General features: G+C 63.4%; 28 protein-coding genes. 14 read left to right on the forward strand and 14 right to left on the reverse strand.

What is annotated here, in order from left to right:
- Positions 1 to 96: 96 nt before the first annotated feature.
- The gene (locus ACX80T_RS10975) at positions 97 to 1,242 is read right to left on the reverse strand and encodes an amidohydrolase (protein WP_459304470.1); all 1,146 of its coding nucleotides are present in this window, start codon (positions 1,240 to 1,242) and stop codon (positions 97 to 99) included.
- Positions 1,243 to 1,389: 147 nt separating this feature from the next.
- Complete coding sequence (locus ACX80T_RS10980) at positions 1,390 to 2,529, reverse strand: mannose-1-phosphate guanylyltransferase (protein ID WP_019483690.1); 1,140 nt, start codon at positions 2,527 to 2,529, stop codon at positions 1,390 to 1,392.
- Between the two features lie 252 nt (positions 2,530 to 2,781).
- Here ACX80T_RS10980 and sdhC point away from each other — a divergent pair, with 252 nt between their 5' ends.
- The 4 genes from sdhC (at position 2,782) to ACX80T_RS11000 (ending at position 6,258) form a co-directional block, all read left to right on the forward strand.
- Positions 2,782 to 3,159 carry a succinate dehydrogenase, cytochrome b556 subunit gene (sdhC, locus tag ACX80T_RS10985; protein WP_083850950.1) on the forward strand — a complete coding sequence of 126 codons (378 nt, stop codon included), beginning with the start codon at positions 2,782 to 2,784 and terminating at the stop codon, positions 3,157 to 3,159.
- A 3-nt stretch (positions 3,160 to 3,162) separates the two neighbouring features.
- Positions 3,163 to 3,630 (forward strand): succinate dehydrogenase hydrophobic membrane anchor subunit, encoded by a 468-nt coding sequence (locus tag ACX80T_RS10990; protein WP_459304424.1) that lies wholly within the window; start codon positions 3,163 to 3,165, stop codon positions 3,628 to 3,630.
- Positions 3,631 to 3,691: 61 nt separating this feature from the next.
- Positions 3,692 to 5,470: a succinate dehydrogenase flavoprotein subunit gene (gene sdhA, locus ACX80T_RS10995; RefSeq protein ID WP_459304425.1), complete on the forward strand. Its 1,779-nt coding sequence runs from the start codon at positions 3,692 to 3,694 to the stop codon at positions 5,468 to 5,470.
- Positions 5,470 to 6,258: a succinate dehydrogenase iron-sulfur subunit gene (locus ACX80T_RS11000; RefSeq protein WP_019483694.1), complete on the forward strand. Its 789-nt coding sequence runs from the start codon at positions 5,470 to 5,472 to the stop codon at positions 6,256 to 6,258. Before sdhA ends, ACX80T_RS11000 begins: the two co-directional genes overlap by 1 nt.
- Before the next feature lie 131 nt (positions 6,259 to 6,389).
- Here ACX80T_RS11000 and ACX80T_RS11005 read toward each other — a convergent pair whose 3' ends face one another.
- From ACX80T_RS11005 to ACX80T_RS11025, 5 genes are all read right to left on the reverse strand, one after another.
- Positions 6,390 to 7,490: a YihY/virulence factor BrkB family protein gene (locus ACX80T_RS11005; RefSeq protein WP_459304427.1), complete on the reverse strand. Its 1,101-nt coding sequence runs from the start codon at positions 7,488 to 7,490 to the stop codon at positions 6,390 to 6,392.
- Positions 7,453 to 8,088: a 2'-5' RNA ligase family protein gene (locus ACX80T_RS11010; RefSeq protein WP_459304428.1), complete on the reverse strand. Its 636-nt coding sequence runs from the start codon at positions 8,086 to 8,088 to the stop codon at positions 7,453 to 7,455. The genes ACX80T_RS11005 and ACX80T_RS11010 overlap by 38 nt, the downstream gene beginning before the upstream one ends.
- Positions 8,078 to 9,112: a tryptophan--tRNA ligase gene (trpS, locus tag ACX80T_RS11015; protein ID WP_459304429.1), complete on the reverse strand. Its 1,035-nt coding sequence runs from the start codon at positions 9,110 to 9,112 to the stop codon at positions 8,078 to 8,080. Before trpS ends, ACX80T_RS11010 begins: the two co-directional genes overlap by 11 nt.
- Positions 9,113 to 9,131: 19 nt before the next feature.
- Positions 9,132 to 9,947, reverse strand: coding sequence for an exodeoxyribonuclease III (locus ACX80T_RS11020; protein WP_459304471.1), 816 nt, complete (start codon positions 9,945 to 9,947; stop codon positions 9,132 to 9,134).
- A gap of 105 nt (positions 9,948 to 10,052) precedes the next feature.
- The gene (locus ACX80T_RS11025; protein ID WP_459304430.1) at positions 10,053 to 10,592 is read right to left on the reverse strand and encodes a hypothetical protein; all 540 of its coding nucleotides are present in this window, start codon (positions 10,590 to 10,592) and stop codon (positions 10,053 to 10,055) included.
- Positions 10,593 to 10,765: 173 nt separating this feature from the next.
- Here ACX80T_RS11025 and ACX80T_RS11030 point away from each other — a divergent pair, with 173 nt between their 5' ends.
- Together ACX80T_RS11030 and ACX80T_RS11035 are read left to right on the forward strand one after the other, a co-directional pair.
- A complete protein-coding gene (locus tag ACX80T_RS11030) occupies positions 10,766 to 11,548 on the forward strand; it encodes a CHRD domain-containing protein (protein WP_019481991.1) in 783 nt (260 codons plus the stop codon).
- A 16-nt stretch (positions 11,549 to 11,564) separates the two neighbouring features.
- A complete protein-coding gene (locus tag ACX80T_RS11035; protein WP_459304431.1) occupies positions 11,565 to 12,257 on the forward strand; it encodes a class F sortase in 693 nt (230 codons plus the stop codon).
- 18 nt (positions 12,258 to 12,275) lie between these two features.
- Here the strand turns inward: ACX80T_RS11035 and ACX80T_RS11040 are convergent, their stop codons facing one another.
- Genes ACX80T_RS11040 through ACX80T_RS11055 form a run of 4 tightly spaced genes read right to left on the reverse strand, consistent with a single transcriptional unit; the run spans position 12,276 to position 15,393 of the window.
- Positions 12,276 to 12,635 (reverse strand): VOC family protein, encoded by a 360-nt coding sequence (locus ACX80T_RS11040; protein WP_019481989.1) that lies wholly within the window; start codon positions 12,633 to 12,635, stop codon positions 12,276 to 12,278.
- Between the two features lie 55 nt (positions 12,636 to 12,690).
- Positions 12,691 to 13,512, reverse strand: a complete 822-nt coding sequence (locus tag ACX80T_RS11045) for an ABC transporter permease (protein ID WP_026040971.1) — start codon at positions 13,510 to 13,512, stop codon at positions 12,691 to 12,693.
- 44 nt (positions 13,513 to 13,556) lie between these two features.
- Positions 13,557 to 14,471 carry an ABC transporter permease gene (locus ACX80T_RS11050; RefSeq protein ID WP_459304432.1) on the reverse strand — a complete coding sequence of 305 codons (915 nt, stop codon included), beginning with the start codon at positions 14,469 to 14,471 and terminating at the stop codon, positions 13,557 to 13,559.
- Positions 14,464 to 15,393: an ABC transporter ATP-binding protein gene (locus ACX80T_RS11055; RefSeq protein WP_459304472.1), complete on the reverse strand. Its 930-nt coding sequence runs from the start codon at positions 15,391 to 15,393 to the stop codon at positions 14,464 to 14,466. Before ACX80T_RS11055 ends, ACX80T_RS11050 begins: the two co-directional genes overlap by 8 nt.
- A 261-nt stretch (positions 15,394 to 15,654) precedes the next feature.
- On the opposite strand from ACX80T_RS11055, the gene ACX80T_RS11060 reads away from it, so the two are divergent.
- Genes ACX80T_RS11060 through ACX80T_RS11070 form a run of 3 tightly spaced genes read left to right on the forward strand, consistent with a single transcriptional unit; the run spans position 15,655 to position 17,072 of the window.
- The gene (locus ACX80T_RS11060) at positions 15,655 to 16,056 is read left to right on the forward strand and encodes a VOC family protein (protein ID WP_459304433.1); all 402 of its coding nucleotides are present in this window, start codon (positions 15,655 to 15,657) and stop codon (positions 16,054 to 16,056) included.
- Positions 16,053 to 16,535 carry a mycothiol transferase gene (locus tag ACX80T_RS11065; RefSeq protein WP_459304434.1) on the forward strand — a complete coding sequence of 161 codons (483 nt, stop codon included), beginning with the start codon at positions 16,053 to 16,055 and terminating at the stop codon, positions 16,533 to 16,535. The genes ACX80T_RS11060 and ACX80T_RS11065 overlap by 4 nt, the downstream gene beginning before the upstream one ends.
- A 39-nt stretch (positions 16,536 to 16,574) precedes the next feature.
- Positions 16,575 to 17,072 (forward strand): SRPBCC family protein, encoded by a 498-nt coding sequence (locus ACX80T_RS11070; RefSeq protein ID WP_459304435.1) that lies wholly within the window; start codon positions 16,575 to 16,577, stop codon positions 17,070 to 17,072.
- A gap of 146 nt (positions 17,073 to 17,218) precedes the next feature.
- Here ACX80T_RS11070 and ACX80T_RS11075 read toward each other — a convergent pair whose 3' ends face one another.
- The 3 genes from ACX80T_RS11075 to glyA are packed head-to-tail and all read right to left on the reverse strand — an operon-like array spanning position 17,219 to position 19,556.
- Positions 17,219 to 18,121, reverse strand: a complete 903-nt coding sequence (locus tag ACX80T_RS11075) for a bifunctional methylenetetrahydrofolate dehydrogenase/methenyltetrahydrofolate cyclohydrolase (protein ID WP_459304436.1) — start codon at positions 18,119 to 18,121, stop codon at positions 17,219 to 17,221.
- A complete protein-coding gene (locus tag ACX80T_RS11080) occupies positions 18,118 to 18,270 on the reverse strand; it encodes a hypothetical protein (RefSeq protein WP_019481981.1) in 153 nt (50 codons plus the stop codon). The genes ACX80T_RS11075 and ACX80T_RS11080 overlap by 4 nt, the downstream gene beginning before the upstream one ends.
- On the reverse strand, positions 18,264 to 19,556 hold the full coding sequence (gene glyA, locus ACX80T_RS11085) for a serine hydroxymethyltransferase (protein WP_459304473.1): 1,293 nt from the start codon (positions 19,554 to 19,556) through the stop codon (positions 18,264 to 18,266). Before glyA ends, ACX80T_RS11080 begins: the two co-directional genes overlap by 7 nt.
- A gap of 314 nt (positions 19,557 to 19,870) precedes the next feature.
- On the opposite strand from glyA, the gene purU reads away from it, so the two are divergent.
- The 5 genes from purU (at position 19,871) to mmsB (ending at position 25,540) form a co-directional block, all read left to right on the forward strand.
- Positions 19,871 to 20,734: a formyltetrahydrofolate deformylase gene (purU, locus tag ACX80T_RS11090; protein ID WP_459304437.1), complete on the forward strand. Its 864-nt coding sequence runs from the start codon at positions 19,871 to 19,873 to the stop codon at positions 20,732 to 20,734.
- A gap of 102 nt (positions 20,735 to 20,836) precedes the next feature.
- Entirely contained in the window at positions 20,837 to 21,358 is a 522-nt protein-coding gene (locus ACX80T_RS11095) for a gamma carbonic anhydrase family protein (protein ID WP_459304438.1), read from the forward strand.
- Positions 21,359 to 21,390: 32 nt separating this feature from the next.
- Positions 21,391 to 22,593 carry an ROK family transcriptional regulator gene (locus tag ACX80T_RS11100; RefSeq protein ID WP_019481976.1) on the forward strand — a complete coding sequence of 401 codons (1,203 nt, stop codon included), beginning with the start codon at positions 21,391 to 21,393 and terminating at the stop codon, positions 22,591 to 22,593.
- Between the two features lie 119 nt (positions 22,594 to 22,712).
- Positions 22,713 to 24,251: a multiple monosaccharide ABC transporter ATP-binding protein gene (gene mmsA / locus ACX80T_RS11105; protein WP_207771341.1), complete on the forward strand. Its 1,539-nt coding sequence runs from the start codon at positions 22,713 to 22,715 to the stop codon at positions 24,249 to 24,251.
- Positions 24,252 to 24,268: 17 nt separating this feature from the next.
- Complete coding sequence (gene mmsB, locus ACX80T_RS11110; protein ID WP_459304439.1) at positions 24,269 to 25,540, forward strand: multiple monosaccharide ABC transporter permease; 1,272 nt, start codon at positions 24,269 to 24,271, stop codon at positions 25,538 to 25,540.
- Positions 25,541 to 25,552 lie beyond the last annotated feature (12 nt).

Genomic DNA, 25,552 nt, shown 5'->3' on the forward strand with positions numbered 1-25,552 from the left:
TACTCACATGGGGGTAACCCGCCCCGTACCGGCTCTATTCCGTCCGGCCCCAACACCCCAGGAGGGTTTCGACTCACCCCGGGGTTCTGACTCGACCTAGTACCTCACACCCCGGATGGCCCGGAGGGCCGCGTTGGCCATCACCCGGACCCCGCAGCTGATGGCGTGCTCATCGGGGTTGTAGTCGCCGCGGTGCAGGTCGTAGGTCTCGCCACCGTGGGTCCGTGTGCCAAGACGCATCATGGCGCCGGGCACTGCCTGGGTCATCCAGGCGAAGTCTTCGCCGCCCATCGACTGCGGGGTGAGCACGACGGCGTCCGGACCCAGTTCCGCCCGGGCCGCCGCTTCGAGCAGGCCGGTCTCCGCCTCGGTGTTGATGACCGGCGGCACTCCGCGGGTGTGTTCCAGGTGGACGTCGACGCCGAAGGGCGCGGCGATCTGGCGAACGGTACTGTCCAACAGATCACCGGCAGCCTCCCAGGCCTCCCCGTCCAGGCACCTCATGGTGCCGGACATGAAACCGTGGCCGGGGATCGCGTTTGGTGCGCTGCCGGCGTGGATCTGCCCCCAAACCACCGAGACGGCGCTGCGGACGTCGATTCGGCGGGACAGCACGGCTGGAACGTTCACGGCAATGTTCGCCAGCGCGAACACCAGGTCCTCGGTCAGATGGGGGCGTGAGGTGTGCCCGCCCCTCCCGGTGAGCTCCACCCGGACGGTGTCCGACGCGGAGGTGATCGCGCCGATCCGGGTACCCACGAGGCCGACGTCGATGTGGGGATCACAGTGCAACGCAACAATGCGGGGCACATCGGCGAGCACTCCCTGCTCAATGACTTCCAGCGCACCACCGGGCATCATCTCTTCAGCAGGCTGGAAGATGACTCGGATGCGGCCGCCCAGCGGTTCGTCGTCGTGCATTTTCGCCAGGACCAGCGCAACGCCGAGCATCACCGTCGCATGAATGTCGTGCCCGCAGGCGTGGGCGATCCCGGTCGACGCCGAGGCGTACGGCAGCCCTGTCTCTTCAAGTACCGGCAGCGCGTCAATGTCGGCGCGCAGCCCCAAGCGGATGGGGCCTTCACCAATGTCGACGTAGAGGCCCGTATATTCGAGCCGCTGCGGCGCCAACCCTGCCGCCGCCAGGCGTTCGACCAGCTGGTCTGTGGTGCGGTATTCCTTGTGCGAAAGTTCGGGGTGCATGTGCAGATCGCGCCGGAACCGGGTCAGCTCCTCGAGCATGGGGGCAAGCCACACGCCGATGGGAGGGGCTGCTGACGGAACGGGTGGCGCACTGCGGTTGGTTTGCACCACTCCAGCCTAGCCACAGCCGGTCCACACCATAGAACTGTGTGGCAGCATGAAGCGCCCGGATGCACCCCAGTGGAGCTACAGGACGTCGGTTTCGCCGCTGGCGCGCAGGTGCTCGACGGCCTTTTTCACTTCCTGGGCGTGCTCCTTGGTGGTCACGAGCAGGGCATCGGGGGTGTCGACAATAACGACGTCGTCGATTCCGATCAACGCGATCACCCGTTTGGTATCCGAGACGACGATGCCCGAGGCGTTGTCGGAGAATACCCTGGCCCCTTCGCCCATCACGGTCAGCTTGCTGTTTTCGATGGCCGGGTTCAGGCGACCGATGGCGGCGAAGTCCCCGACGTCGTCCCAACTGAAGTTCCCCGGAATCATCGCGACGTCGCCGGCAGCGGCGGCCGGTTCAGCGACAGCGTAGTCAATGGCGATCTTCGGGAGGGTAGGCCAGACCCGCCGGGCAACCTCGACCCGTGATGGGGTATCCCAGGCCCGGGCAATCTCGGTCAGGCCCGTGTAGAGCTCGGGCTCGTTCGCTTCCAGATGGCGGAGCATCAGTGCCACCGGGGCGACGAACATCCCGGCGTTCCAGCTGTAATCTCCGGTCTCAAGGTAGCCGCGCGCCACCTCTTCGGAAGGTTTCTCGACGAACTCAATGACGGCGTGGGCGCTGGGCGCACCCTCGATGTGGAGGTTCCTGCCGGCCCTGATGTACCCAAATCCGGTGGCGGGGAGGGTGGGCTTGATTCCAATGGTGACGATATACCCCTGCGCTGCGGTGTGGATCGCCTCGCGGACTGCCTCCTGGAACACCTCGACCGGGGTGATGACCTGGTCGGCTGCGAAAGAGCCCATGATGATCTCGGGGTCGCGTTGGTACAGGATCGCTGCAGCAAGGCCGATCGCCGCCGCGGAGTCCTTGGGCTCACTCTCCAGGACCAGATTGGCGTCCTGGATTTCCGGGATTTGCTTCAGGACTGCACGACGGTGCACCTTCCCGGTGACCACCATGATGCGGTCCCCGGTCAGGGGCCCGAGCCGATCGTAGGTGGCACGGATCAAGGTACTGCCGGATCCGGTCAGGTCGTGCAGAAATTTGGGAGCAGCGGCCCGCGACAGCGGCCAGAGACGCGTCCCGACCCCTCCGGCGGGTATTACGCCGTAGAAACGTCGGAGCGCCTCGTCTGGATTTTGGGCACCAGCCCTTTGCGTAGTCATCGTTTCCACGGTAGTGCACTCCACAAAATTCTCGCGGCTCAACGCGTTCGCGGCGTGCGTTGACCCGGTCGGCGCCTGTCAAGAGGCCCGCCACCATAGCCCCTGTTAAGAATGTCACAGCGTAGGGAAGCCTAAATTGTCTGCGCAGGTGACGGAGCCTACATTAGGATCAAGTGAAGAGTGCTTTCGCATCGGCGTCTTACCTGCGTGGCAGACACGCAAACGCCGGGCGTTGCAGGGGAGGTTATTTCAGTGTCGAAGACACCAGCAGGCACCCTTTATCGCGGCCGTGAAGGCATGTGGTCCTGGGTAGCCCATCGTATTACCGGAGTAGTGATCTTCTTCTTCCTCCTGGTCCATGTGCTTGACACCTCGTTGGTGCGCGTGTCCCCCGAGGCTTATGACGCAGTGATCGAGTCCTATAAGAACCCCATCATGGGCCTGGGCGAACTTGGGTTGGTAGCAGCGATCGTGTTCCACGCGTTCAATGGTCTGCGCGTCATCCTGATCGACTTCTGGAAAAAAGGCCCCAAGTATCAGCGTCAGCTGCTCTGGGGCGTCGTCGGGCTGTGGGCAGTCACCATGGTCGCGTTCTCCATCCGTCATCTCGCGGTTGTCTTCGGAGGTTAAGCCATGACTAACCCAGTAATTGAAAGTCCCCGCTCGGGACGCGTTGCGCCCGAGTACACGCGCACCGGTGCCAGCAAGGGCAACTTTGAAATGGTGGCCTGGCTGTTTATGCGGATCTCCGGAATCATCCTGGTGGTGCTGATCTTCGTCCACCTGTGGACCTCGCTGATCGACGGCGACGGCATCAAGGGTGTCGACTTCGGCTTCGTCGCAGGCAAGTGGGCAAGTCCCATCTGGCAGATCTGGGACCTGGTGATGCTGTGGCTGGCCATGCTGCACGGCACCAACGGTGTACGCACCATCATCAACGACTACGCCGAGAAGGACTCCACCCGGTTCTGGCTCAAGAGCGTTCTTTACGCCTCCACCGTCGTTATCATCGTGCTCGGCACCCTGGTGATCTTCACCTTCGATCCGTGCCCCGTGATCGACGGCGTGGCGCATGTAGCGCCATACTGCCCGGCCCCGTAGGGCTCTCGACGCTTCCGGCCGCCGGCGCGGCCGTTCGGTAACAACAGAAAGAACAACACGTATGCAGGTCCACAAGTACGACGTCGTAATCGTGGGTGCCGGCGGCGCCGGTATGCGCGCTGCCATCGAATCCGGTCAGCGCGCGAAGACGGCAGTACTGACCAAGCTGTACCCGACCCGCTCCCACACTGGCGCGGCGCAGGGTGGCATGTGCGCGGCCCTGGCGAACGTTGAGGAAGACAACTGGGAATGGCACACCTTCGACACCGTCAAGGGTGGCGATTACCTGGTTGATCAGGACGCTGCGGAGGTAATGGCGAAAGAAGCCATTGACGCCGTGCTCGACCTTGAGAAGATGGGCCTGCCGTTCAACCGCACGCCCGAAGGCCGGATCGACCAGCGTCGCTTCGGCGGTCACACCCGTGACCACGGCAAGGCCCCCGTCCGCCGGTCCTGCTACGCGGCTGACCGCACCGGTCACATGATCCTCCAGACGCTTTACCAAAACTGTGTCAAGCACAACGTCGAGTTCTACAACGAGTACTACGTCCTCGACCTCCTGACCGTTCAGGAGGAAGTGACTGTCGACGGCGTGACCAAGCTGCGGACCAGGGTTGCCGGAGTTGTCTCCTACGATCTGGCCACGGGCGAGCTGCACGTGTTCCAGGCCAAGTCGATCATCTTCGCCTCCGGCGGCGTCGGCAAGGTCTACAAGACCACCTCCAACGCGCACACCCTGACCGGTGACGGCATGGGCATCGCCTTCCGCCGCGGCATCCCCCTGGAAGACATGGAGTTCTTCCAGTTCCACCCGACCGGCCTGGCCGGTCTGGGAATCCTGCTCTCGGAGGCTGCCCGCGGTGAGGGCGCGATCCTGCGTAACTCGGAGGGTGAGCGCTTCATGGAGCGCTACGCCCCCACCATCAAGGACCTGGCACCCCGCGACATTGTGGCCCGTTCCATGGCCAACGAGGTGCGGGAAGGCCGCGGTTGCGGCCCCAACAAGGATTACGTCCTGTTGGACCTCACCCACCTGGAACCCGCTCACATTGATGCCAAGCTTCCGGACATCACCGAGTTCGCGCGGACCTATTTGGGTGTGGAACCGTACACCGAGCCGGTCCCCGTGTTCCCCACGGCCCACTACGCGATGGGTGGTATCCCCACCAACATCAAGGCGGAGGTGCTGCAGGACAACGACACCGTGGTGCCGGGCCTGTACGCCGCCGGTGAAGTGGCGTGTGTGTCGGTGCACGGCTCGAACCGCCTGGGCACCAACTCGCTGCTGGACATCAACGTGTTCGGTAAGCGTGCCGGGATCTACGCGGCCGAATACGCGCTGACCGCCGACTTCATCGAAATCCCCGAGAACCCCCTCACGGAAACGCAGTCGCTGCTGGACACGATGCGCAGCTCCGAGGGTGGCGAACGGGTGGCGCAGATCCGCAAGGAACTGCAGGACATCATGGATGCCAATGTCCAGGTATTCCGCACCGAGGAGACCCTGCTGGAGGCACTCAGCGTCATCGATGGTCTCGAAGAGCGGTACAAGCACGTCACCGTCCAGGACAAGGGCAAGCGTTTCAACCTTGACCTGCTGGAAGCCGTCGAGCTGGGTTTCCTGCTCGACATGGCCAAGGTCATGACCGCCGCTGCCTTGCACCGGAAGGAATCCCGCGGGGGCCACTTCCGCGAAGATTTCCCCGAGCGGGACGACGAGAACTACATGACCCACTCGATGGCATACAAAGATCCAACGGCCACCGAAACATCCGGCGTGCGTCTGAAGACCAAGCCGGTTGTCTTTACCCGTTACCAGCCCATGGAGCGTAAGTACTAATGAGCACCGAAACAGTCGAAAGAGAACCAGCCTCCAAAATCGAGCTCGCGCCGGGAATCGGCGGCGGCGGAGAAATTCCGACGTTCGACATCACGCTCAAGGTCCGCCGGTACAACCCCGAGGTCTCGGACGAGGCCCACTGGGACGAGTGGAACCTCACCATGTACGGCACGGACCGCGTGCTCGATGCCCTCCACAAGGTCAAGTGGGAGCATGACGGCACGGTAACCTTCCGGCGCTCCTGCGCCCACGGGGTCTGCGGCTCCGACGCCATGCGGATCAACGGCCGTAACCGGTTGGCCTGCAAGACCCTGCTGAAGGATCTCGACACGTCGAAGCCCATCCTGGTGGAACCCATCAAGGGCCTCCCCGTGGAGAAGGATCTGATTGTCGACATGGAACCGTTTTTCCAGTCATTCCGTGAGGTCATGCCGTTCCTGGTCAACCGCGGCCACGAGCCCACCAAGGAACGTCTGCAGTCCTCCGAGGAGCGCGAACGCTTCGACGACACCACCAAGTGCATCCTGTGCGCCGCGTGCACCTCGTCCTGCCCGGTCTTCTGGACCGATGGCCAGTACTTTGGCCCAGCAGCGATCGTGAACGCCCACCGGTTCATCTTCGACTCGCGCGACGATGCCGGCGACATGCGCCTCGAGATCCTGAATGACAAGGAAGGTGTGTGGCGGTGCCGCACCACGTTCAACTGCACCGAAGCCTGCCCCCGTGGCATCCAGGTCACCAAGGCCATTGCTGAGGTCAAGCAGGCCATTCTGAGCCGCAAGATCTAGTTGGTTATCACCCGCATTATGCGGTGAACGACTTTATTGCGGTGAACGACAACGTCGGCCCGGTCGCGCTACCCAGCGTGACCGGGCCGACGTTTCTGGTTAACGGGGGCTGCTCCCCCGCCGCAGGCTCGCTAGTCTTTCCGCCGTCCGGCGACGCGGCTGCGCTGCTTTAGCGACCGGCCATGCCGTGGAGCGAGCCCCGCTTCGGCGTCGGCCGCACCAATGGCGCCCCACGCCGCAGCAAGCAGGTAGACCTGGCTGAGCAGGAAGAACCAGACAAACAATCCGACGACGACGGTAAAGGGCGCCAACAGTGGGTTGCCTCCACCCACGCTGCCGAGGAGCAGGGTGCTGAACGTCCGCAGCACGGTGCTTCCAACCGCGGTGACCAGCGACGACTGGATGAGCAGGCGTCGTGTCTGATTGATTCCCGAGGCACGGCGGAACAGGACCACGGCCACGGCGAAGTCCAGGACCAGCATGATGGCTACCCCGGCGAGCTGCGTGAAAGGCCGCCCGGTGTCGCCGAACCCCAGCCAGTCGAACACCACGTCCAGAAGGGTGTTGGCAACCAGGCCAACCACGGTGGTGAGGATCATCGCTACCCCCAACACGAGCAGCGTCCCCAGATCCTGGACCCGGATCAGGATGGGGTGTCTAGGGATTGGGGGGAGGGCGAAAATGCCTCTCATCGCCTGTCTGACACCGGCAATCCAGCCCAAGGCGGTGATTGCCGTGATGATCGTGGAGACGATCAGGGTGAGGGTCAAGCCATCCCCTGCATTGAAAAGCTGTTCGGGGGTGGCCAGACCGGGACCGTCCTCCTCCATTTTGAGGATGCCCGGTGCCGCTGAATTCACCGTTTCGACAATCAGGTTCTGCAACGGTGCATTGCCGGAGACCACCAGACCGAGAATCGAGAAACCAGCGAGTAACAGTGATGCCATGGAGAAGAACAGCCGGTACGCAATGCCCGCTGCCATGAGCGGACCACGCCGGACCGCGTACAGATGGAACACCCGCACTGGCCGGAGGACGAAGATCCGTGCCAGGAGGTAGTTGGTGGTCGCCATTATCAGTGGCAAACCCGTTGTGCCCCGCCGTTTCGCCTTGCCCAGATCGCGGCGGGCGTCAATCACCTTCAGTTTGAGGTGGGTTAGCTCGGCCGGACGAGGCTCGTTGTAGAAGTCGGTCTCAGCCGGGGTGATCGCCCTGGTTTTGATCTTGGCCAAAGCTTAGCTCTTCCCTCAGTCGCCAGATACCGCACGAATCGTGCTCATATAACCCCATAGTACGGACCATGAAGGAAGCCTCGAACCCCTTCAACCGGGCCTCTGCGCCGTCCAGGCTCGCCACACTGACATCGTGGGCGACCGTCACATGCGGGTGGAAAGGGAACTCCAGTGACCGCTCCAGTGGCCCGCGCTGGAGTTTGGTGTGCAGGTCCACGCAATGCTCGAAGCCATCCTCCAGGTTGAGGAACACCACTGGGGAGACGGGCCTGAACGTTCCCGTACTTTTCAACGTCACGGTGAAGGCGTGCTGTCCGCGGGCGACCTCACGGACGTGCTTGATGGTTGCGTCCCAGTCCGTTGCCGGGGTGGTTGTCACGAGGGTGATGTGGGCCGGAATGAGATCAGCCATCGGATCGCCAAACGATGCGCGCCAGCGTCCGAGCTCCGCCGCCAGCGGCTCAGGTACCGCGATGACCACACCGACGCAGCTCTGCGAGGCACCGGCTGCCGGTGGCACGGCCATCCCCTCGGCCAGTGCCTGCTGGTGGCTGGTAGTGGTGGAGCTGAGCGACTGGTCCATACTGTTAGCGCGCACCGCCCAGCGGTGGGAGGAACCCGACCTTCGAATACACGTCGGCGAGGGTGGCCGAGGCGATGCTGCGTGCCTTCTCGGCACCGCGGGCCAGGAGCCTGTCCAGTTCGGCTGGATCGGCGAGCAGTTCCTCGGTGCGGAGGCGGATCGGCTCAAGGTGGGTCACCACGATGTCCGCCAACTCGGTTTTCAGGTGCCCGTACATCCGCCCCTGGAAGTCCCCGACGACGTCGTCAATGGTCTTGCCGGTGAGCATCGAGTAAATGGTGAGAAGGTTCGAGATGCCCGGTTTGGCTTCCTTATCGAAGCGGATCTCGGTATCGGTATCGGTGACCGCCGACTTGATCCGCTTGGCTGTCACCTTCGGGTCATCCATCAGGTTGATCAGTCCCGTCGCCGAGCTCGCCGACTTGGACATTTTCGCCGTGGGGTTCTGCAGGTCGTAGATTTTCGCCGATTCCTTCTGGATGAAGGGCTTCGGCACCACGAACGCTTCGCCAAACCGGGAGTTGAACCGCTGCGCCAGGTCACGACTGAGTTCGACGTGCTGCCTCTGGTCCTCCCCTACTGGCACGCCCTCCGGCTGATAAAGGAGGATGTCGGCGGCCTGAAGGATGGGGTAGGTGAACAGCCCCACGCTCGCCGCATCGGCGCCCTGTTTCTGTGACTTGTCCTTGAACTGGGTCATCCGTGACGCCTCGCCAAACCCGGTGATGCAGTTCAGCACCCACCCGAGCTGAGCGTGTTCCGGCACGTGTGACTGCACGAACAAGGTGCACTTATCAACGTCGACGCCGCCGGCAATGTACTGCGCGGCGGTGCGGCGGGTGCGTTCTGCAAGCTCGCCCGGTTCCTGCGGAACGGTGATCGCGTGTAGGTCGGGAATGAAGTAGATTGCCTCATACTCGTCCTGCATCCGCACCCAGTGCACCAGCGCCCCGAGGTAGTTGCCCAGGTGGAGGGACTCGCCCGAAGGCTGCATGCCGGAGAGCACCCGCTGCCGTGCACCGTTGGTGGTAGTCGTCATGGTTAAAGAGTCCTGAAAGTTAGAGCCGGTAATCGACTACCAGCGGAGCGTGGTCTGAGAAGCGGGTGTCATATGAGGGTGCACGGTCGACGACGGCGTCTGCTGCAGAGGCAGCGAGGCCCTCCGTGGCGAGGTGGTAGTCAATCCGCCAACCGGTGTCGTTGTCGAACGCCTGCCCGCGCCAGGACCACCAGGTGTAGGGGCCGTCGACGTCGCCCGCGAGGCGGCGGTGCACATCGACGAAGCCGAACTCGTCGTCAAAGAACCGGTCAAAGTAGGCGCGTTCCTCGGGCAGGAAGCCCGCCTTCTTCACGTTGCCTTTCCAGTTGCGGATATCGAGTTGGGTGTGCCCCACGTTGAGGTCACCGACCAGCAGGGTGTGGTCCCGGGTGCGGCGCAGTTCCGGCAGCCGCTCCGAAATCACGTCGAGGAATCGGTACTTGTCGTCCTGCTTGGGGCTGTCGACTTCACCCGAGTGCACATACGCGCTGACGACGGTGAGGGTCACTCCGCCAAGATCAAAATCTGCTTCGACCCATCGCCCGGCGGTGGCGAAGTAGTCGTCGCCGATATGGGTGCGGGTTGCGGTCGGTGCGATTCGCGAGGCGATCGCGACTCCGGCGCGGCCCTTGGCCTCGGCTTCGGCATGCAGGATGTGCCACGATTCCCCAAGGAGTCCTCTAAGGACGTCGTCGGGTGCACGGACCTCCTGGAGGCAGAGGATGTCGATCTCCCGTTCCGCGAGCCATTCGGCCATGCCCCGTTTGTAGGCCGCACGGATGCCGTTGACGTTGACCGTGGCGACTCGCAGGATAGACCCGTTGGCTTGGGACAATCCGTCGGTGAAAGCTGTCGTTGCTGCAGTGGAACTCACCCGCTCCACCCTACCCGAGCGCTCTGATGAATGAGGGCGACAAGGAGGGGGCGTTGGTTGCCATTGTCAGTCGACAACGGTGCCCTCCACCGGTCCGTCATCGTTCTTCTTCATCATCGACCGGGCGTTGTGCGACGTGATCTCGATGGTTTCGAGCGCCCGCCCCACCGTCTCCTCGTCGCTGGACTTCCCCGCGGCCAGATGGTCCCGGATTACCCGCACCTGAACCTGAACAATTTTGAAGCTGTGGTCCAGTTTCATGTCGCGGGCCAGAGTGGCCTCGTCGACCACCCCGGTGCTGGTGGAGTCCTGGATGCCGTTGGCACGGTCGAACTGCTGCTGGGCCTCGTTGATCCGCGCCGCCGCGTTGCGGGCTGCCGTCCTGAGGCTGAAGACCACGAAGCTGAAGACCAGGAGCCAGCCCAGCGAGATGATGGCAACCAGCCAGCCGACGACGTCGTTCTGGTTGGCGGCAAAGACCACAGCCACCAGGAAGACGATCAACATAATGCTCATCCCGATGGTGCCCATGCGCAGGCTCAGGCCTCGGCCCGCTCCCGCTGGGGTGCCGGTCTCGAACGGTTTCTGGTTCCCAAGAGGCTTCATACCCCCATTCTCGCAAATGGGGGCAGGGAAGGAATAACCTTCCACCGTTGGCGAACGCTCAGGCTCAAAACTTTATTTTATTCCCCACCCATCCGTGATCGGCACCACTCCGAAGTATTGGTATGTGTGCTGATCATTGCGCGCTAACACTCGCTCTATGGAGGAAAAATCACATGAATAAGAACTTGCGTCTTCTGGCAGTCCCCACCCTCGCCCTCGGCATGGTTGCCATGGCCGGTGCGCCAGCAATGGCCGACCACGCCAACGGCTCATACACCGTCGACTTCCAGCAGCTCAGCGGCACCACCGGTACCGCTACGTTCGCGATGGACATCGACGACAAGACCGCCACCGTAAACCTTCAGGTCTCCGGTCTCGGCGAAACCTTCATGGATGCGCCGTACCCACACGTACAGCACATCCACGGTGGCGCCCAGGGCACCTGCCCCACCATGGCCGATGACGCCGATGGTGACGGCATCCTCTCCACCACCGAAGGCGCAGCCGCCTACGGTGGCATCCAGACCACTTTGGGCACCAGCGGCGACACCAGCCCAGCTGCCGGCCTGAACCTTGAGCTCGCCGGCCAGGGTGGAAACTACTCCATCGAGCGCACCTTCGAGATGAACGCCGAGACCCTCGACGCCATCGAAGCCGGGACCGCCGTCGTCGTCATCCACGGCCTGGACCCAGCAACGTCAAGCTCCGAAGAGGCCTTCAACGCTCCCTCGGACCTCGAGCCTTCACTTCCACTGGGCGCCACCTCACCAGCACTCTGTGGTGTTGTGACCGCTTCACAGATGGGTGAAATGCCTGAGGGCGGCGCCGACACCGGTGTTGCACAGTCCACGTCAACCAACAACATGGGCATGCTCGCCCTCGGAGGTGGCCTCGTTCTGGCTGCTGCCGTTGGTGGCACCTACGTTGTTCGCCGCAACGCTGCAGACAACGCATAAGGAATAGTCTGATTTCATGATCAGCGCTAAAAACGGTCGTCGTCGAGGCTTTGTGGCCTCGGCGGCGACCGCCCTTTTGATTCTTACCGCCTGCGGTGCCGACACACCCCCTGAAGGCACGGGGCCTGCCGCGCCGAGCCCTTCGGCGTCGTCCTCGGCTGCGCCTTCGACCGCCACGCCTTCCAGCCCGGCACCTACCTCTGCTGCGCCAGAGGCCCCCAGTGCGGTTCCCTCCCCGGAGCTGCCCGCGGTCCTTGAAGCGTCCAAGCCGGTGTCGTTCAACATTCCCACGATCGCCGCTGAATCCGAGCTGCTGCATCTCGGGCTCCGGGACAATGGCTCCCTTGAGGTGCCGCCCGATGGACCTGGGGCGCCAGCGAGCTGGTATGACCAGTCCCCCACCTCGGGCGAACGGGGGCCATCCGTCCTGCTCGGCCATGTCAATGCGACCGGTGGCGGCCCAGGTGTGTTCGCCGACCTGCGCGCCCTGCAGGCCGGCGACGAGATCAACGTGGTCCGCGAGGATGGGAGCACTGCCGTGTTCGCCGTCGACCGCGGCGAGCAGTACCAGAAAGACGAGTTCCCCACCCTTGAGGTCTACGGAAATACTGATGCCGCCGAGCTGCGCCTGATCACCTGCGACGGCTACAACCCGGAGACCGGCGAGTTTGACGACAACTACGTGGTCTACGCGACTCTCGTACCGTAAGCCAGTTCGGTGGCCTGGTTACCAGCTGACGAGGCAGAACGGGTGCCCGGCCGGGTCGAGGAAGACCCGGTGGGCTTTGGAGCCTGAGTTCATGCTCACGGCGCCCAAGGCCAGGACTTTCGCCTCGGCAATGTCCAGGTCATCGACCCGAACATCGAGGTGCACCTGCTGCGGCAGGTCCTGGCTGGGCCAGCGGGGCGGCGTGTAGTCGCTCACCCGTTGGAAGCCGAGCGCGGGCCGGTCCGGCGCATCGCCGATGGAGATCCACCCGTCGTCGTCGTGCTGGACCCTGATCATGCCGAGCAGGTCCTCGTAGAACGACGCGAGCCGATCGGTGTCTGGACAGTCGAAAACGGTGGCTTGCCACTTTCCAATCATGCTCCAGTATGTTCCAGCCTCCCTCCGGGATGGAACCCCTTCGAGCAGCAAACTGCTACTTCAGGAACAGCTTCCGCAGCCGGCTGGTGGTCAGCACCATGCCGACCAGGATCATCACCAGGTAATAGAGGATGTGGATGCTCGTCGCGGCGGTGAAGGTGCCCACGCTGATTTGGCGCAGCAGCTCGACGCCATGCCACAGCGGCAACGCCTGGATGAACCACTGGATGCCCTGCGGGTACACGCTCAATGGGTAGAACGTCGCCGAGAACAGGAACATCGGGAGCATCACAAAGTTGATCCAGTCCATCTGCTGAAACGTCTTCATATAGCTGGTGATCCCCATCCCGAAGGAGGCGAACCCGAACGCGATCAGCACCGACGCCGGGACCATCAGCAGCGCCCACGGCGTGGTGATCAGGCCCATCATGCCCATCACCGCGGTGAACCCGGTGGCGTACATCGCGCCGCGCAGGAGCGCCAGGAAGATCTCGCCGATCGCCACATCCAGCGGCCCGAGCGACGTGTACAGCATGCCCTGGTAGAGCTTCGCGAAATTCATCTTGAAGAACACGTTCCAGGTGGAGTCGTACACGGCGCCGTTCATCGCGGAGACGGCCAGCAGCGCCGGTGCGATGTAGGCCGCGTAGCTGATCTCCTCGCCGCCGGGCCCGACGACGGTCCCCACCAGTGCGCCGAGGCCCACCCCCATCGAAATCAGGTACAGCACCGGCTCGAAGAAGCCCGAGACCATGATCAGCCAGTTACTGCTTTTCGTGGCGCGCAGCCCACGCGCGATTACCGCTTTCGCGTTGCGGGAGTAGAGGGCGCTGAAGCGTCGGGTCTGCGGGGTGATGCGGTAGTCGGCGTCGGTCAGCGGGTCAGCCGACGACGGCGCTGCGGAATGGGTCAGCTTCTCGGTCACTTGCCCAGCCTCCGTGCGTAGGTCCTGCGGGCCAGACGCCAGCCGAGGACGGCGAGCGCCACCAGGTACACCACGTGAATCACGGCCAGCCAGATCGGCACCGGGAAGCCGTAGGTGAGCATCCGGCCCAGTTGCGTCCCATGCCAGAGCGGGGAAATCCAGCCGATCCACTGCAGGTAGATCGGCAGCGTGTCGAGTGGAAAGAAGGTGCCCGAGAACAGGAACATGGGCGTCACCAGGAACCGCATCACTAACGCGAACTGCCCCTTGTCTTCCTGCACACTGGCCGAATACGCCATCAGCGGCAACCCGAAGGACAGACCGCAGAGCACAGCCACCGGCACGGCCAACCAGCCCCACCCCGACGGCGAGGCACCGAAGGCGGCGACAATCCCAAAGTAGATCGCGCTCATGAGGATCAGCCGCAGGCTGATGGCGATGATGTAGCCGTTGACAATCTGGTGGACGCCGAGTGGTGAGGCATGCGGCCCGTAGTAGACCCGCCGCCACTTGAAACCGTCCATCACCGGGTAGGTGAACTCGGTGGCGGCGGTCATGATGGTGGCGGATGCGAGCAGGGCCGGTGCGATGAATGCGAGATAGCTGACCCCACCGAACGCATCGGAGCTGTTCTGGTCCACCAGGGTGGCCAGGCCAACCCCCATGGCGAACAGGTACATCACCGGGTTGCCCACGCTGTAGGCGAGGAGGGTCCAGCGGTACCCGTTCATGACCCGCAGGGCGTGCTCGGCGTAGTACCAGGAACCGAACCGTTTGGCGCGGTCGGCCGCGACCTGCGGTGCGTGGGCGCGTAGCGTCGTCGTTGGCGGCTGGATGGCCGTCTTGTTGGTGGGGCCCTTCGGCGTTGCGGCGGGCTCGACGCCGGCGCCAGGGCTGGGCGGGTTAGTCAACGAGACTCCTCCCGGTCAGGCGCAGGAACACGTCCTCCAGCGAGGACCGCCGGACCAGGGAAGTGATGGGGTGCAGGCCGCGGGCGGTGACCTGCTCGAGGGCGGCTTCGCCGTCGTGCGTGTAGATGAGGACGCGGTCGGGCAAGGGTTCCAGCCGGTCGCCGATGCCCTGGAGTTCAGCGGCGACGGTGGTGTTGCGCTCGGAACCGAACCGCAGCTCGAGCACCTCGCGGGTGGAATGCTCGCGGATCAGCTTCGCTGGCGAGCCCTCCGCCATGATCTTGCCCTTGTCCACGACCACGAGCCGGTCGCAGAGCTGCTCCGCCTCGTCCATGTAATGGGTGGTCAGGATCAGGGTGACCCCTGATTCCTTCAGGCGGAACAGCCGGTCCCAGAGGATGTGGCGCGCCTGCGGGTCAAGGCCGGTGGTCGGCTCATCGAGCAGCAGGATCTTCGGTTCGTTGATCAGCGAACGGGCGATGGTGAGCCGGCGCTTCATACCGCCGGAGAGCGAGTCAACCTTGGCTTTCGCCTTGTCGGTGAGCTGGGCGAATTCGAGCAGCTCGTCCGCCTTGGGCTTGAGGTAGCTCAGGGGCAGGCCGAAGTACCTCCCGTAGACGATCAGGTTGTCGCGGACCCGTAGTTCCTCGTCGAGGTTATCCTGCTGCGGCACCACCCCCAGATGGGCGCGCACCTGGGGACCATGCTGTTCAGGGTCGAGACCCATGATGGTCAGTGACCCCGAGGTACGCTGCGACACTCCGCCGATCATCCGCATGGTGGTGGATTTACCGGCACCGTTGGGTCCCAGCAGGCCGAAGGATTCACCGGCCGGCACATCGAAGGAAATGTCATCGACCGCGGCGAAGTCACCGTAATGCTTGGTGAGATGTCGGGCGGAAATGACGTAATCGCGGGTCACTGAGTTGGGCACCTGCTCAGCCTAGGGGATTTGTCCCATTGGGAAAAGCCAACCAGAATCTTTATGATCGGGTCGCAATCGCACCACACCCACAGCGGAGGAAAAATCGAAACTCCTACTACTCAGCTCGATCAGCCTCGCCTAGGATGGCGAAACGTGCGTATTGGCGCCGACGTACCTGTGTCCCTACCCGATGACAGTCAGGAATCAGACCATGAACTCCTCCCGCACCCGCCCATTCGACGTATGTCGGAGATGCCCATGACGGCGCCCCAGATCTACGTCAGTTTCCCTGGTACCGCTCATGAAGCCCTGAGCTTCTACGGGCACGTTTTCGGTGGAGAACTCGCCTTGCATACCTACGAAGACTTCGGTCGTAGCGATGGGCCAGGAAACGCTATCGCGCACGGAGTTCTGAGCGGTGTCGTTGCACTGGCCGGATCGGACGCCGGGGCTGGCGGGAAGACGGTCCGGTTCGAGGGGATGATGCTTTCGTTGTTGGGTACCGCCGAGCCGGCAGTGCTGCATGAGTGGTTCGATAAGCTCGCTGCTGGCGGCTCGGTCATCGACCCGCTAACCCCGAAGCCGTGGGGTGCCTCCGACGGCCAGGTCGTTGACCGCTACGGACTCCACTGGCTCGTCGGTTATGAACCCGGGTTGTGAGCGACGCGCAACTGCTCGCACAGCTAACGGCGGGCCGCGAGCATGTGCTCCGTGCTGTCGAGGGGCTACCAGAGGATGCACTTCACCGGGTGATGGTGCCTTCCGGTTGGTCCGTGAGACAGCTACTGAATCATCTGGCATTCGATGATGAGATGTTCTGGATTTCGGCCGTCCTTGGCGGCGACCGGAGAGCCATCCAAAACCTCCATGACGGATGGGCGTCGGAGCCGATGACGGGGATGGAGGCGATCACCACCTATCGGCGGGAGATCGTTCAAAGCGACACAATCCTCGCTGGCGTCGACCTCGATGACCCGCCGCGATGGGTGCCCCCAGCAGATGTCTACGGAGGCCCACCCATGCATGATGGGCGCGAGATCATCTATCGGGTACTCACGGAGACCTCCGTCCATGCCGGGCACCTGGACATCGTGCGTGAACTCCTCGACGGGCATCAAGATCTCGTCGTCGCCTCCTAGGAGTGCTCCCGCCCTGGAATCCGAGTTGAAGGAAGACCGATGGCGCACCACACACAAACAGAACGAAGCTTTACCCTGACCCGCAATCTGCAAGCACCCCGCCACCTGGTGTTCAAAGCCTGGACCGATTCGGAACATCTCGCCTGGTTCTATAACCCGGCCATGCCCGCTCCAGCGTCCCCGATAGAGGTCGATCTGCGGGTGGGCGGTGCATGGAGGCAACAGATGGTCGTAAATGAGGAACTTCACTACCCAACCGGCGGGGAGTATCTCGAAATCGTTCCCGACGTACAACTAGTTTTTCGGTGGGGAGCCGTCGGCGGGTGGCCGGACCTCACGGGAGACCACCAGCGGGAGGCGCCCATCGTGAGCGTCAACCTCACGGATGCCCAGGACGGCACCCGACTCGAGCTCACGGTGAACTTTCCCGACCACCTGCCAGCTGAAGAGGTTCGGAACCTCATCGATGGCGGCACACGGGATGGCTGGGGCGCCACCCTTGATCGAATCACCCACAGCACCGCCCTCACAGCCTGACATCAGGAACGGGCTACGAAAAGGGGCATCGGGGTTACCACCACGCTTCGGGAAAGCTGCTGCAGGCCGCGACCGTGAAGGGCTCCTACCAGACCGAACTCGTCCGAAGTTCCACCCGACCTGGTCAGCGCCGCGCGTACCTGGTTTTAGTGTGCGACGGCGATCCCGGCCTGCCGCTCGGCGGCTTCCACCACGTTGGCCAGCAGCATGGCGCGGGTCATCGGGCCAACACCGCCGGGGTTGGGTGAGAGCCAGGCAACCGTCGAGGCGGCCGCTGGTTCGACGTCGCCCGTGAGCTTCGCTTTGCCGGTCTCGGGGTCTTCCACGCGGGTGACGCCAACGTCGAGCACGATCGCCTCGGGCCTCAGGTCCACCGCCTTGATCATGCCGGGGAAGCCCGCCGCGGCGACCACGACGTCGGCCTGCCGCAGCAGGTGGGGCAGGTCAACGGTCCCGGTGTGGGCCAGGGTGACCGTGGCGTTGATGTCGCGGCGGGTGAGCAGCAGGCCCAGGGGCCTGCCGACGGTGACCCCGCGACCCACCACCAGAACGTTCTTCCCGTTCAGGCTGATGCCGTGCCGGCTGAGTAGTTCGACGATGCCGTGCGGGGTGCAGGGCAGCGGCGAATCCAGCGGAGCGCCCACGTTCAGCACCAGCTTGCCAAGGTTGACCGGGTGCAGCCCGTCGGCGTCCTTCCCCGGCGCCATCCGTTCGAGGATGGCGTTGGTATCGAGATGTTTGGGCAGCGGCAACTGGACGATGTAACCGGTGGTGGCGTCGTCGTCGTTCAGTTCATCGATGACCTTTTCCAGGTCCGCCTGCGAGATGTCGGCGGGCAGATCCCGGCGGACCGAGGTGATGCCGACCTGTTCGCAGTCGCGGTGCTTTCCGGCGACGTAGGAGTGACTGCCGGGATCGTCCCCCACCAACACGGTGCCGAGACCGGGGGTGACACCGCGCTCCTTAAGCGTGGCGATGCGGTCGGTCAGCTCGGACCGGATGGCCGCGGCGGTTTTCTTGCCGTCGAGGATCTGTGCGGTAGGGCTCATCTGATGTGGCCTGCTTCCAGTTGCTCAAGGACGAATGCTTTGCCGCGGTCGCAGCAGCCGGTGAAGCAGCACTCGCTGGTGGGGATGTCGTAGTCAGTCGAGGCGGCCGCAGCAGAGTCCAGCGCGCCCTCCGGGAGGTCTTCTACCACTGCTCGTGTTCGGGGTAGAGCGGGAAGTCGGCGGTAAGGGCCAGCACGCGGGCGCGCAGTGCATCCGCAGCCGCGCCAGGCTTCAGCGCCGTCGCGATGATGTCCGCGACCTCGGTGAACTCTTCCGCACCGAAGCCTCGGGTGGCCAGCGCCGGGGTGCCGATGCGCAGACCAGAGGTGACCATCGGTGGGCGTGGGTCAAACGGAACCGCGTTGCGGTTGACGGTGATGCCGATTGAATGCAGAAGGTCCTCGGCCTGCTGGCCGTCAAGCTGCGAAGCGCGCAGATCCACCAGGACAAGGTGGACGTCGGTGCCGCCAGTCAGCACCGAAACGCCGTGCTCGCTCACATCGGTGGCGGTCAACCGGTCGGCAATGATGCGGGCACCTTCAAGGACCCGCGCCTGGCGTTCCTTGAATTCGGGGGAACCGGCGATCTTGAACGCCGTCGCCTTCGCCGCGATGACGTGCATCAACGGCCCGCCCTGCTGGCCCGGGAAGACCGCAGAGTTGAGCTTCTTCGCCCACTCCTGCTTCCCCAGGATGACGCCCGAGCGGGGTCCGGCGAGGGTCTTGTGCACAGTGGAGGTGACGACGTCGGAGTACGGCACCGGGTTGGGGTGCAGGCCGGCAGCGACGAGGCCAGCGAAGTGGGCCATATCGGTCCAGAGGAGTGCACCCACCTCGTCGGCAATGGACCGGAACGCGGCGAAGTCGAGCTGCCGCGGGTACGCGGACCAGCCCGCAATGATGACCTGCGGCTTCTCGGCGATCGCCTGCGCGCGGACCTTGTCCATGTCCAGGCGGTGGGTATCTTCCTCCACACCGTAGGCAGCAACTTCGTAGAGTTTGCCGGAGAAATTGAGCTTCATGCCGTGGGTCAGGTGTCCGCCGTGGGCGAGGGACAGGCCCATGATCTTGTCGCCGGGCTTGATCATCGCAGCGAGCGCCGCGGCGTTGGCCTGCGCGCCGGAGTGCGGCTGGACGTTGGCGAACTCGGCGCCGAACAGGGCCTTGACCCGCTCGATCGCGAGGGTCTCCGCAACATCGACGTGCTCACAACCGCCGTAGTACCGGCGGCCAGGATAACCTTCGGCGTATTTATTGGTCAGGACCGACCCCTGCGCCTGAAGGACAGCGCGGGGGGCGAAGTTCTCGGAGGCGATCATCTCGAGGGTGTCGCGCTGGCGGGCAAGTTCGTCGGTCAGGACTGCTGCGATCTCCGGGTCGATCTCGGAGAGGGGCGCGTTGGTGACCGCCGAGGTGGCGGATCCGGTGGCGGGCAGGTGCGAAGTTGTCACAGTGAACTCCTGGGTGGGATGCGTTTCTACAGGTCAGGTTACTCGCTGAGTCTTCCGGGCAGCTCCGATATCCGGCCACACTGAAGCATCATCAAGCAAATTCTTGACCAGACGTCCCAGGCGTGCGATCCGTGGTCGGCACTGCGCGCCGTCGTCGTCGGAGCCTTCCTGAAAGAGTCTTCCAGAAATTGCCCGAAGATGACGATGCATGCCGCTTCCTGATGGTGACCCACCTGACGCCAGTCGCGGCACTTCCGAGTGTATCCCGGCAGGCCGATCATTCGAAGTACGCTTGATTTGTGACTGACTCCGCTACCACCCAGACCTCCTTTATCCTGACGCTCTCCTGCGCTGACCAACCCGGCATTGTGCATGCGGTTGCCGGCGCGTTGGTGAGTTCGGGCTGCAACATCACCGAATCACAGCAGTACGGAAGCCCCGACACCGGGACCTTCTTCATGCGGGTAGCCATGAGCACAGCAGCTCCGCGGACGGCTTTGGAGGCTCACTTGGCTCCGGTTGCCACAGCGTTTGGCATGACCTGGGCGCTGCACGACGACGGCGCGCCCGCCCGGACGCTGATTCTTGCGTCGAAGGCGGCGCACTGCCTCAACGACCTGCTCTTCCAGCAGCGTTCAGGGACCTTGCCGATCGAGATTCCGGCGATCGTCTCGAACCACACCGAGCTTGCCGACCTCGCCGCCTTCTACGGCATTCCTTTCCATCACATCCCGGTCACCCCTGACACCCGGGACGTGGCCGAGGACGCCCTGCGCGCTGTCATCGCCGAGCACAACATCGAGCTGGTGGTCCTGGCGCGCTACATGCAGATTCTCAGCGATGGGCTGTGCTCGGAACTGGTGGGACGGGCGATCAACATCCACCACTCGTTCCTGCCCTCCTTCAAGGGGGCCAAGCCCTACCACCAGGCACACGCCCGTGGAGTGAAGCTGATCGGAGCGACGGCCCACTATGTCACCCCCGCCCTGGACGAAGGGCCGATCATCGAGCAGGAGGTCATCCGCGTGGATCATGCCCGTTCGGCCCAGCAGTTTGTGGCGATCGGGCGCGACGTCGAAGGCCGCACCCTCACCCAGGCCGTGCAGTGGCACGCCGAGCACCGGGTGCTGCTCGACGGCGGCCGGACCATCGTCTTCAACTAGGACACGGGGTCCTCACCGGGACCCAGCCTGAATCGGTGAGCACCGTTGACCCGGCCAGCTAGGCTGGCGGCACCGTTGACCCGGCCAGCTAGGCTGAGGTCCATGGCCCACATCATCGAAATCTTCGGCAAAACCCCCACCATCAGTAAGTCCTGCTTCGTTGCACCGACGGCGTCGATCATCGGCGACGTGGTGCTCGGTCAGGACTCCAGCGCCTTCTATGGCGTCTCAGTACGGGGTGACACCGCGCCGATCCGTGTCGGCGACGGCACCAACCTGCAGGACAACGTCGTGCTGCACGCTGACCCGGATTTCCCCACCACTGTCGGGAACCGGGTCAGTATCGGCCACTCCGCGGTGGTCCACGGTTGCACCATCGGCGACGACTGCCTCATCGGGATGAGCGCCACCGTGATGAACGGGGCGGTCATCGGCGCTGGCTCACTGGTCGCTGCGGGCGCAGTGGTCCTCGAGGGGACGCAGGTGCCACCCCGCTCCCTCGTCGCGGGAGTGCCCGCGAAGGTGCGTCGTGAACTCACCGACAGCGAATTCGAGGCTGTCAGGGAGAATGCCTCGTCCTATCAGGTGTTGGCTCAATCACACCGTGCAGCGTTAACTTCTTGACTACAAGTGGTGCATGTAGCACCCTGTAGTACATGCCCGCAGGACGCCCGAACACCAAGCGTGACTTCGACGGGAATCCTCCAAGCCCGGGTTCCCAGTCGGCTCTTCGGCAACGCAACCAACAGCGTGTCATCGGTGTCCTGGTGGGTGGCCCACAGACCCAGGCGGAACTCGCCCGGCAGACCGGGCTCTCCACCGCAACGGTCTCGAACATCGTCAAGGCAATGGTCGACGCCGGCCTCGCCACCACAGCTCCAACCACCAGCTCAGGCCGTCGCGCCCTCTCGGTCATCCTCAACGACAATGGGTCCCTGGCCGTCGGCATCGACATCGGCCGACGCCACGTGCGAGTTGTCCTGGCCGGACTGAACTATCAGGTAATTCAGGATGAGGCCATCGCCCTACCCCTTGGCCACTGCGCCGAGGAAGGGCTCGACGCCGCCGAGCAACTCCTCGACCGCCTGCTCCTCAAGGCAGGCGTCGCACGCTCATCGGTGCTCGGCGCCGGGGTTGGCATCCCAGGCCCCATCGACCGCCGCACCGGCACGGTGGTACAGGGTGCGATCCTGCCGGAATGGGTTGGCATCAACATCCTCGCCGCCTTCGGGGAGCGGCTCGGGTTCCCCGTCTTCATTGACAATGACGCCAACCTCGGCGCCCTGGCCCAGGTTACCTGGGGGCCCCACAGTGCGGTCGACAACCTGATGTTCCTGAAGGTCGGCTCGGGCATCGGCGCCGGATTGATCCTCGGCGGATCGGTCTACTACGGCCACGTCGGCATCACCGGCGAGCTCGGCCACAGCACCATCGTTGAACATGGTCTCGTCTGCCGGTGCGGCAACCGCGGCTGCCTCGAAACGGTCGCATCGACCAGCACCATGGTCGACCTGCTTAGCCGCCGCGCTGACGGCCCCATCTCGGTGGACGAACTGCTGAGCCTGGTGCTGGCCGGCGACACGGCGGCGCTGCGAGTGATTGACGACGCCGGCCTCGCCCTCGGCAAAGCGGTCGCCAACGTAGCAAACCTGATCAATCCTGAACTGGTGGTGATTGGTGGGCCACTCACCAGTCTTGGGGACATCCTGCTGGAGCCGATCCGGCGGGGCCTCCTCCGTAACGCGGTCCCAGTGGTCGGCGAGTCCACCACCGTACTGATGTCTGCCCTCGGGGACCGGACTGAGGCCCTCGGAGGAGCCGCCGTCGTTCTCTCGCAACCGCACCTTCATAACGTTTAGCTACCAATATATTTGCTTATGTGTTCAAGACTTGACTCCAAGCGGCTTGGCAGGGTTAACTTCCTATTCTGACCACTAGGGGTCAGGTACAGCCAATGCCGTCACCAGGGAGGATGCGTATGGAACATCACAAGATTCTGGAAATGCGTTCCATCACCAAAGAATTCCCGGGAGTCAAGGCCCTCGACCAGGTCTCCATCACCGTCGAGGCCGGCGAGATCCACGCGATCTGCGGGGAAAACGGTGCTGGCAAGTCCACCCTGATGAAGGTCCTCTCGGGCCTGTACCCGCACGGCACCTATGACGGCAGCATCATCTTTCAGGGCGAAGAAGTGGAGTTCAAGGACATCCGGTCCAGCGAATCAGCTGGCATCGTGATCATTCACCAGGAACTCGCGCTCATCCCTGAGCTCTCCATCGCCGAGAACATTTTCCTCGGCAACGAGCCGAGCCGAAACGGGGTCATCAACTGGGACTCGGTGAACTCCCAGACCCTTGAACTCATGGCGCGGGTAGGGCTTCGCGAAGAAGCGAACACCCCGGTCAAGGACATTGGCGTTGGCAAGCAGCAGCTGGTCGAGATCGCCAAGGCCCTCAGCAAATCCGTGAAGCTCCTGATCCTCGACGAGCCCACCGCCGCCCTGAACGAATCCGATTCGCAGCACCTCCTCGATTTGATGGCCGGGCTGCGATCCAAGGGCATCACCTGCATCATGATTTCCCACAAGCTCAACGAGATCGAACAGATCGCTGACTCAATCACGATCATCCGTGACGGCAAGACCATCGAGACGCTGCATGTGAAGAACGACGGCGTCGACGAGGACCGGATCATCCGCGGCATGGTTGGCCGGTCCCTTGAGTCGCGCTTCCCCGACCACACCCCGAAGATCGGCGAAACCTTCTTCGAGGTCCGCAACTGGACCGTCGGCCACCCGGCCGTCGCGGACCGGCTGGTCTGCAAGGACTCAAGCTTCAAGGTCCGTCGGGGTGAGGTCGTGGGGTTCGCCGGCCTGATGGGCGCTGGACGCACTGAGCTGGCGCGCTCCATCTTCGGACGCTCCTACGGGAACTTCATCTCGGGTGAGATTTACAAGGACGGCGAGCTTGTCACCCTCAGATCGGTGCCGTCGGCCATCAAGCATGGGCTGGCCTACGTCACTGAGGACCGGAAGTCACTCGGACTGAACCTGCTCGACGACATCAAGACCACCACGGTTTCGGCGGCACTGAAGAAGATCACCCGCGGACTGGTGGTAGATAACGACCAGGAATTTGTCGTCGCCGAGAAGTACCGCAAGTCGTTGAGGACGAAGACGCCATCAGTCAACGAGGGAGTGGCCAAGCTTTCGGGCGGGAACCAGCAGAAGGTGGTCCTCGCCAAGTGGATGTTCACCGACCCCGATCTGCTGATCCTCGACGAACCCACCCGCGGCATCGACGTCGGAGCCAAGTACGAGATTTACGGGATCATCCAGGAGCTTGCCAACCAGGGCAAGGGCGTCATCGTCATCTCCTCGGAACTGCCTGAACTGTTGGGCATCTCCGACCGTATCTACACAATCTTCGAGGGAGCCATCACGGGGGAACTAGCCCGCGGAGAAGCTGACCAGGAATCGTTGATGAAACTTATGACCGCCCGCAGGAAGACTGCCTAGCTCTTAGGACCCACCCCATGACCTCCCTCAAACAACTTTTTGGCGGCGATACACGGCAGTTCGGGATGATCTTCGCCCTGCTCGCCCTGGTCGTTTTCTTCCAGATCATGACCGGCGGCAAGACGCTCACCTCCGGCAATATGATGAACCTTTTCAACGGCAACTCGTACATCCTGATCCTCGCGATCGGAATGGTGCTGGTGATCATTGCCGGCCACATCGACCTGTCGGTCGGTTCGATCGCAGCGTTCGCCGGCATTGTCGTCGCCCTGGTGATGCGGGACTGGGACTTCCCCTGGTACCTGGGTATCGTCGTCGGCCTGCTCCTGGGTGCCCTGATCGGGGCATGGCAGGGCTTCTGGGTGGCGTATGTCGGCATCCCGGCGTTCATCGTCACGCTGGCCGGCATGCTGCTCTTCCGCGGCGCCAACCAGTTCGTGGGGCAGTCCAACACGGTCCCCGTCCCCCAGGAGTTCCGCTTCATCGGTGCCGGATACCTGCCCGAATTAGGGCCGGATCTGGGCTACAACAACCTCACCCTGCTGCTCGGCTTCGCGCTCGTCGCAGCGGTGATTTACAACGAGGTACGCACCCGCAAGCGTTTCGCCAAGATCGGCGCCGAGGCTCCCCCGGTGTGGGTTTCGGTAGTCAAAATGACGCTGCTCTCGGCGGTCATCCTGTACGCCACCTACCTGTTCGCCACCGGCAACCCCGGCACCTCGTTCCCAGTTCCCGGGCTGATCCTCGGCGCACTGGTCATTATCTACGGCTTCATCTCCACCAAGACCATCATTGGCCGCCACGTATACGCGGTCGGTGGCAACCGCCACGCAGCGAAGCTGTCGGGCGTCCGTAGCCGCCGGGTCGACTTCCTCGTCATGATGAACATGTCCATCCTGGCGGCGCTGGCCGGCATGATCTTCGTGGGACGCTCCACGGCGTCGGGCCCGTTCGACGGCGTCGGCTGGGAACTCGATGCCATTGCCGCAGTATTTATCGGTGGCGCCGCAGTGACCGGTGGTGTGGGCACAGTGGTGGGATCCGTGATCGGCGGGCTCGTCATGGCGGTCCTGAACAACGGCCTGCAGCTGCTCGGCGTTGGCGCCGACCTGACGCAGATTATCAAGGGCCTCGTATTGTTGGTCGCCGTCGCCTTCGACGTCTACAACAAGAGCCAGGGCAAGCCCTCCATCACCGGCATGATCATGAAGAATTTCGGCAACAAGGGGAAACCCGGAGTGCCGACAGCCACCGAGACCGTCATCTCCAACGACGTGTCCTCCCGCTGACCCTAACCAACA

It is taken from the genome of Arthrobacter sp. Sr33, from assembly GCF_054511195.1.

Coding starts and splice junctions, on each gene's coding strand:
- ACX80T_RS11030 (WP_019481991.1), top strand. CDS start 10,766: ATGAATAAGAACTTGCGTCTTCTGGCAGTCCCCACCCTCGCCCTCGGC.
- ACX80T_RS11035 (WP_459304431.1), top strand. CDS start 11,565: ATGATCAGCGCTAAAAACGGTCGTCGTCGAGGCTTTGTGGCCTCGGCG.
- ACX80T_RS11060 (WP_459304433.1), top strand. CDS start 15,655: ATGACGGCGCCCCAGATCTACGTCAGTTTCCCTGGTACCGCTCATGAA.
- ACX80T_RS10975 (WP_459304470.1), bottom strand. CDS start 1,242: ATGCTCGAGGAGCTGACCCGGTTCCGGCGCGATCTGCACATGCACCCC.
- mmsA (WP_207771341.1), top strand. CDS start 22,713: ATGGAACATCACAAGATTCTGGAAATGCGTTCCATCACCAAAGAATTC.
- trpS (WP_459304429.1), bottom strand. CDS start 9,112: ATGACGACTACCACCAACGGTGCACGGCAGCGGGTGCTCTCCGGCATG.
- ACX80T_RS10990 (WP_459304424.1), top strand. CDS start 3,163: ATGACTAACCCAGTAATTGAAAGTCCCCGCTCGGGACGCGTTGCGCCC.
- sdhA (WP_459304425.1), top strand. CDS start 3,692: ATGCAGGTCCACAAGTACGACGTCGTAATCGTGGGTGCCGGCGGCGCC.
- ACX80T_RS11070 (WP_459304435.1), top strand. CDS start 16,575: ATGGCGCACCACACACAAACAGAACGAAGCTTTACCCTGACCCGCAAT.
- ACX80T_RS10980 (WP_019483690.1), bottom strand. CDS start 2,529: ATGACTACGCAAAGGGCTGGTGCCCAAAATCCAGACGAGGCGCTCCGA.
- ACX80T_RS11000 (WP_019483694.1), top strand. CDS start 5,470: ATGAGCACCGAAACAGTCGAAAGAGAACCAGCCTCCAAAATCGAGCTC.
- ACX80T_RS11075 (WP_459304436.1), bottom strand. CDS start 18,121: ATGAGCCCTACCGCACAGATCCTCGACGGCAAGAAAACCGCCGCGGCC.
- ACX80T_RS11025 (WP_459304430.1), bottom strand. CDS start 10,592: ATGAAGCCTCTTGGGAACCAGAAACCGTTCGAGACCGGCACCCCAGCG.
- ACX80T_RS11095 (WP_459304438.1), top strand. CDS start 20,837: ATGGCCCACATCATCGAAATCTTCGGCAAAACCCCCACCATCAGTAAG.
- ACX80T_RS11100 (WP_019481976.1), top strand. CDS start 21,391: ATGCCCGCAGGACGCCCGAACACCAAGCGTGACTTCGACGGGAATCCT.
- ACX80T_RS11040 (WP_019481989.1), bottom strand. CDS start 12,635: ATGATTGGAAAGTGGCAAGCCACCGTTTTCGACTGTCCAGACACCGAT.
- mmsB (WP_459304439.1), top strand. CDS start 24,269: ATGACCTCCCTCAAACAACTTTTTGGCGGCGATACACGGCAGTTCGGG.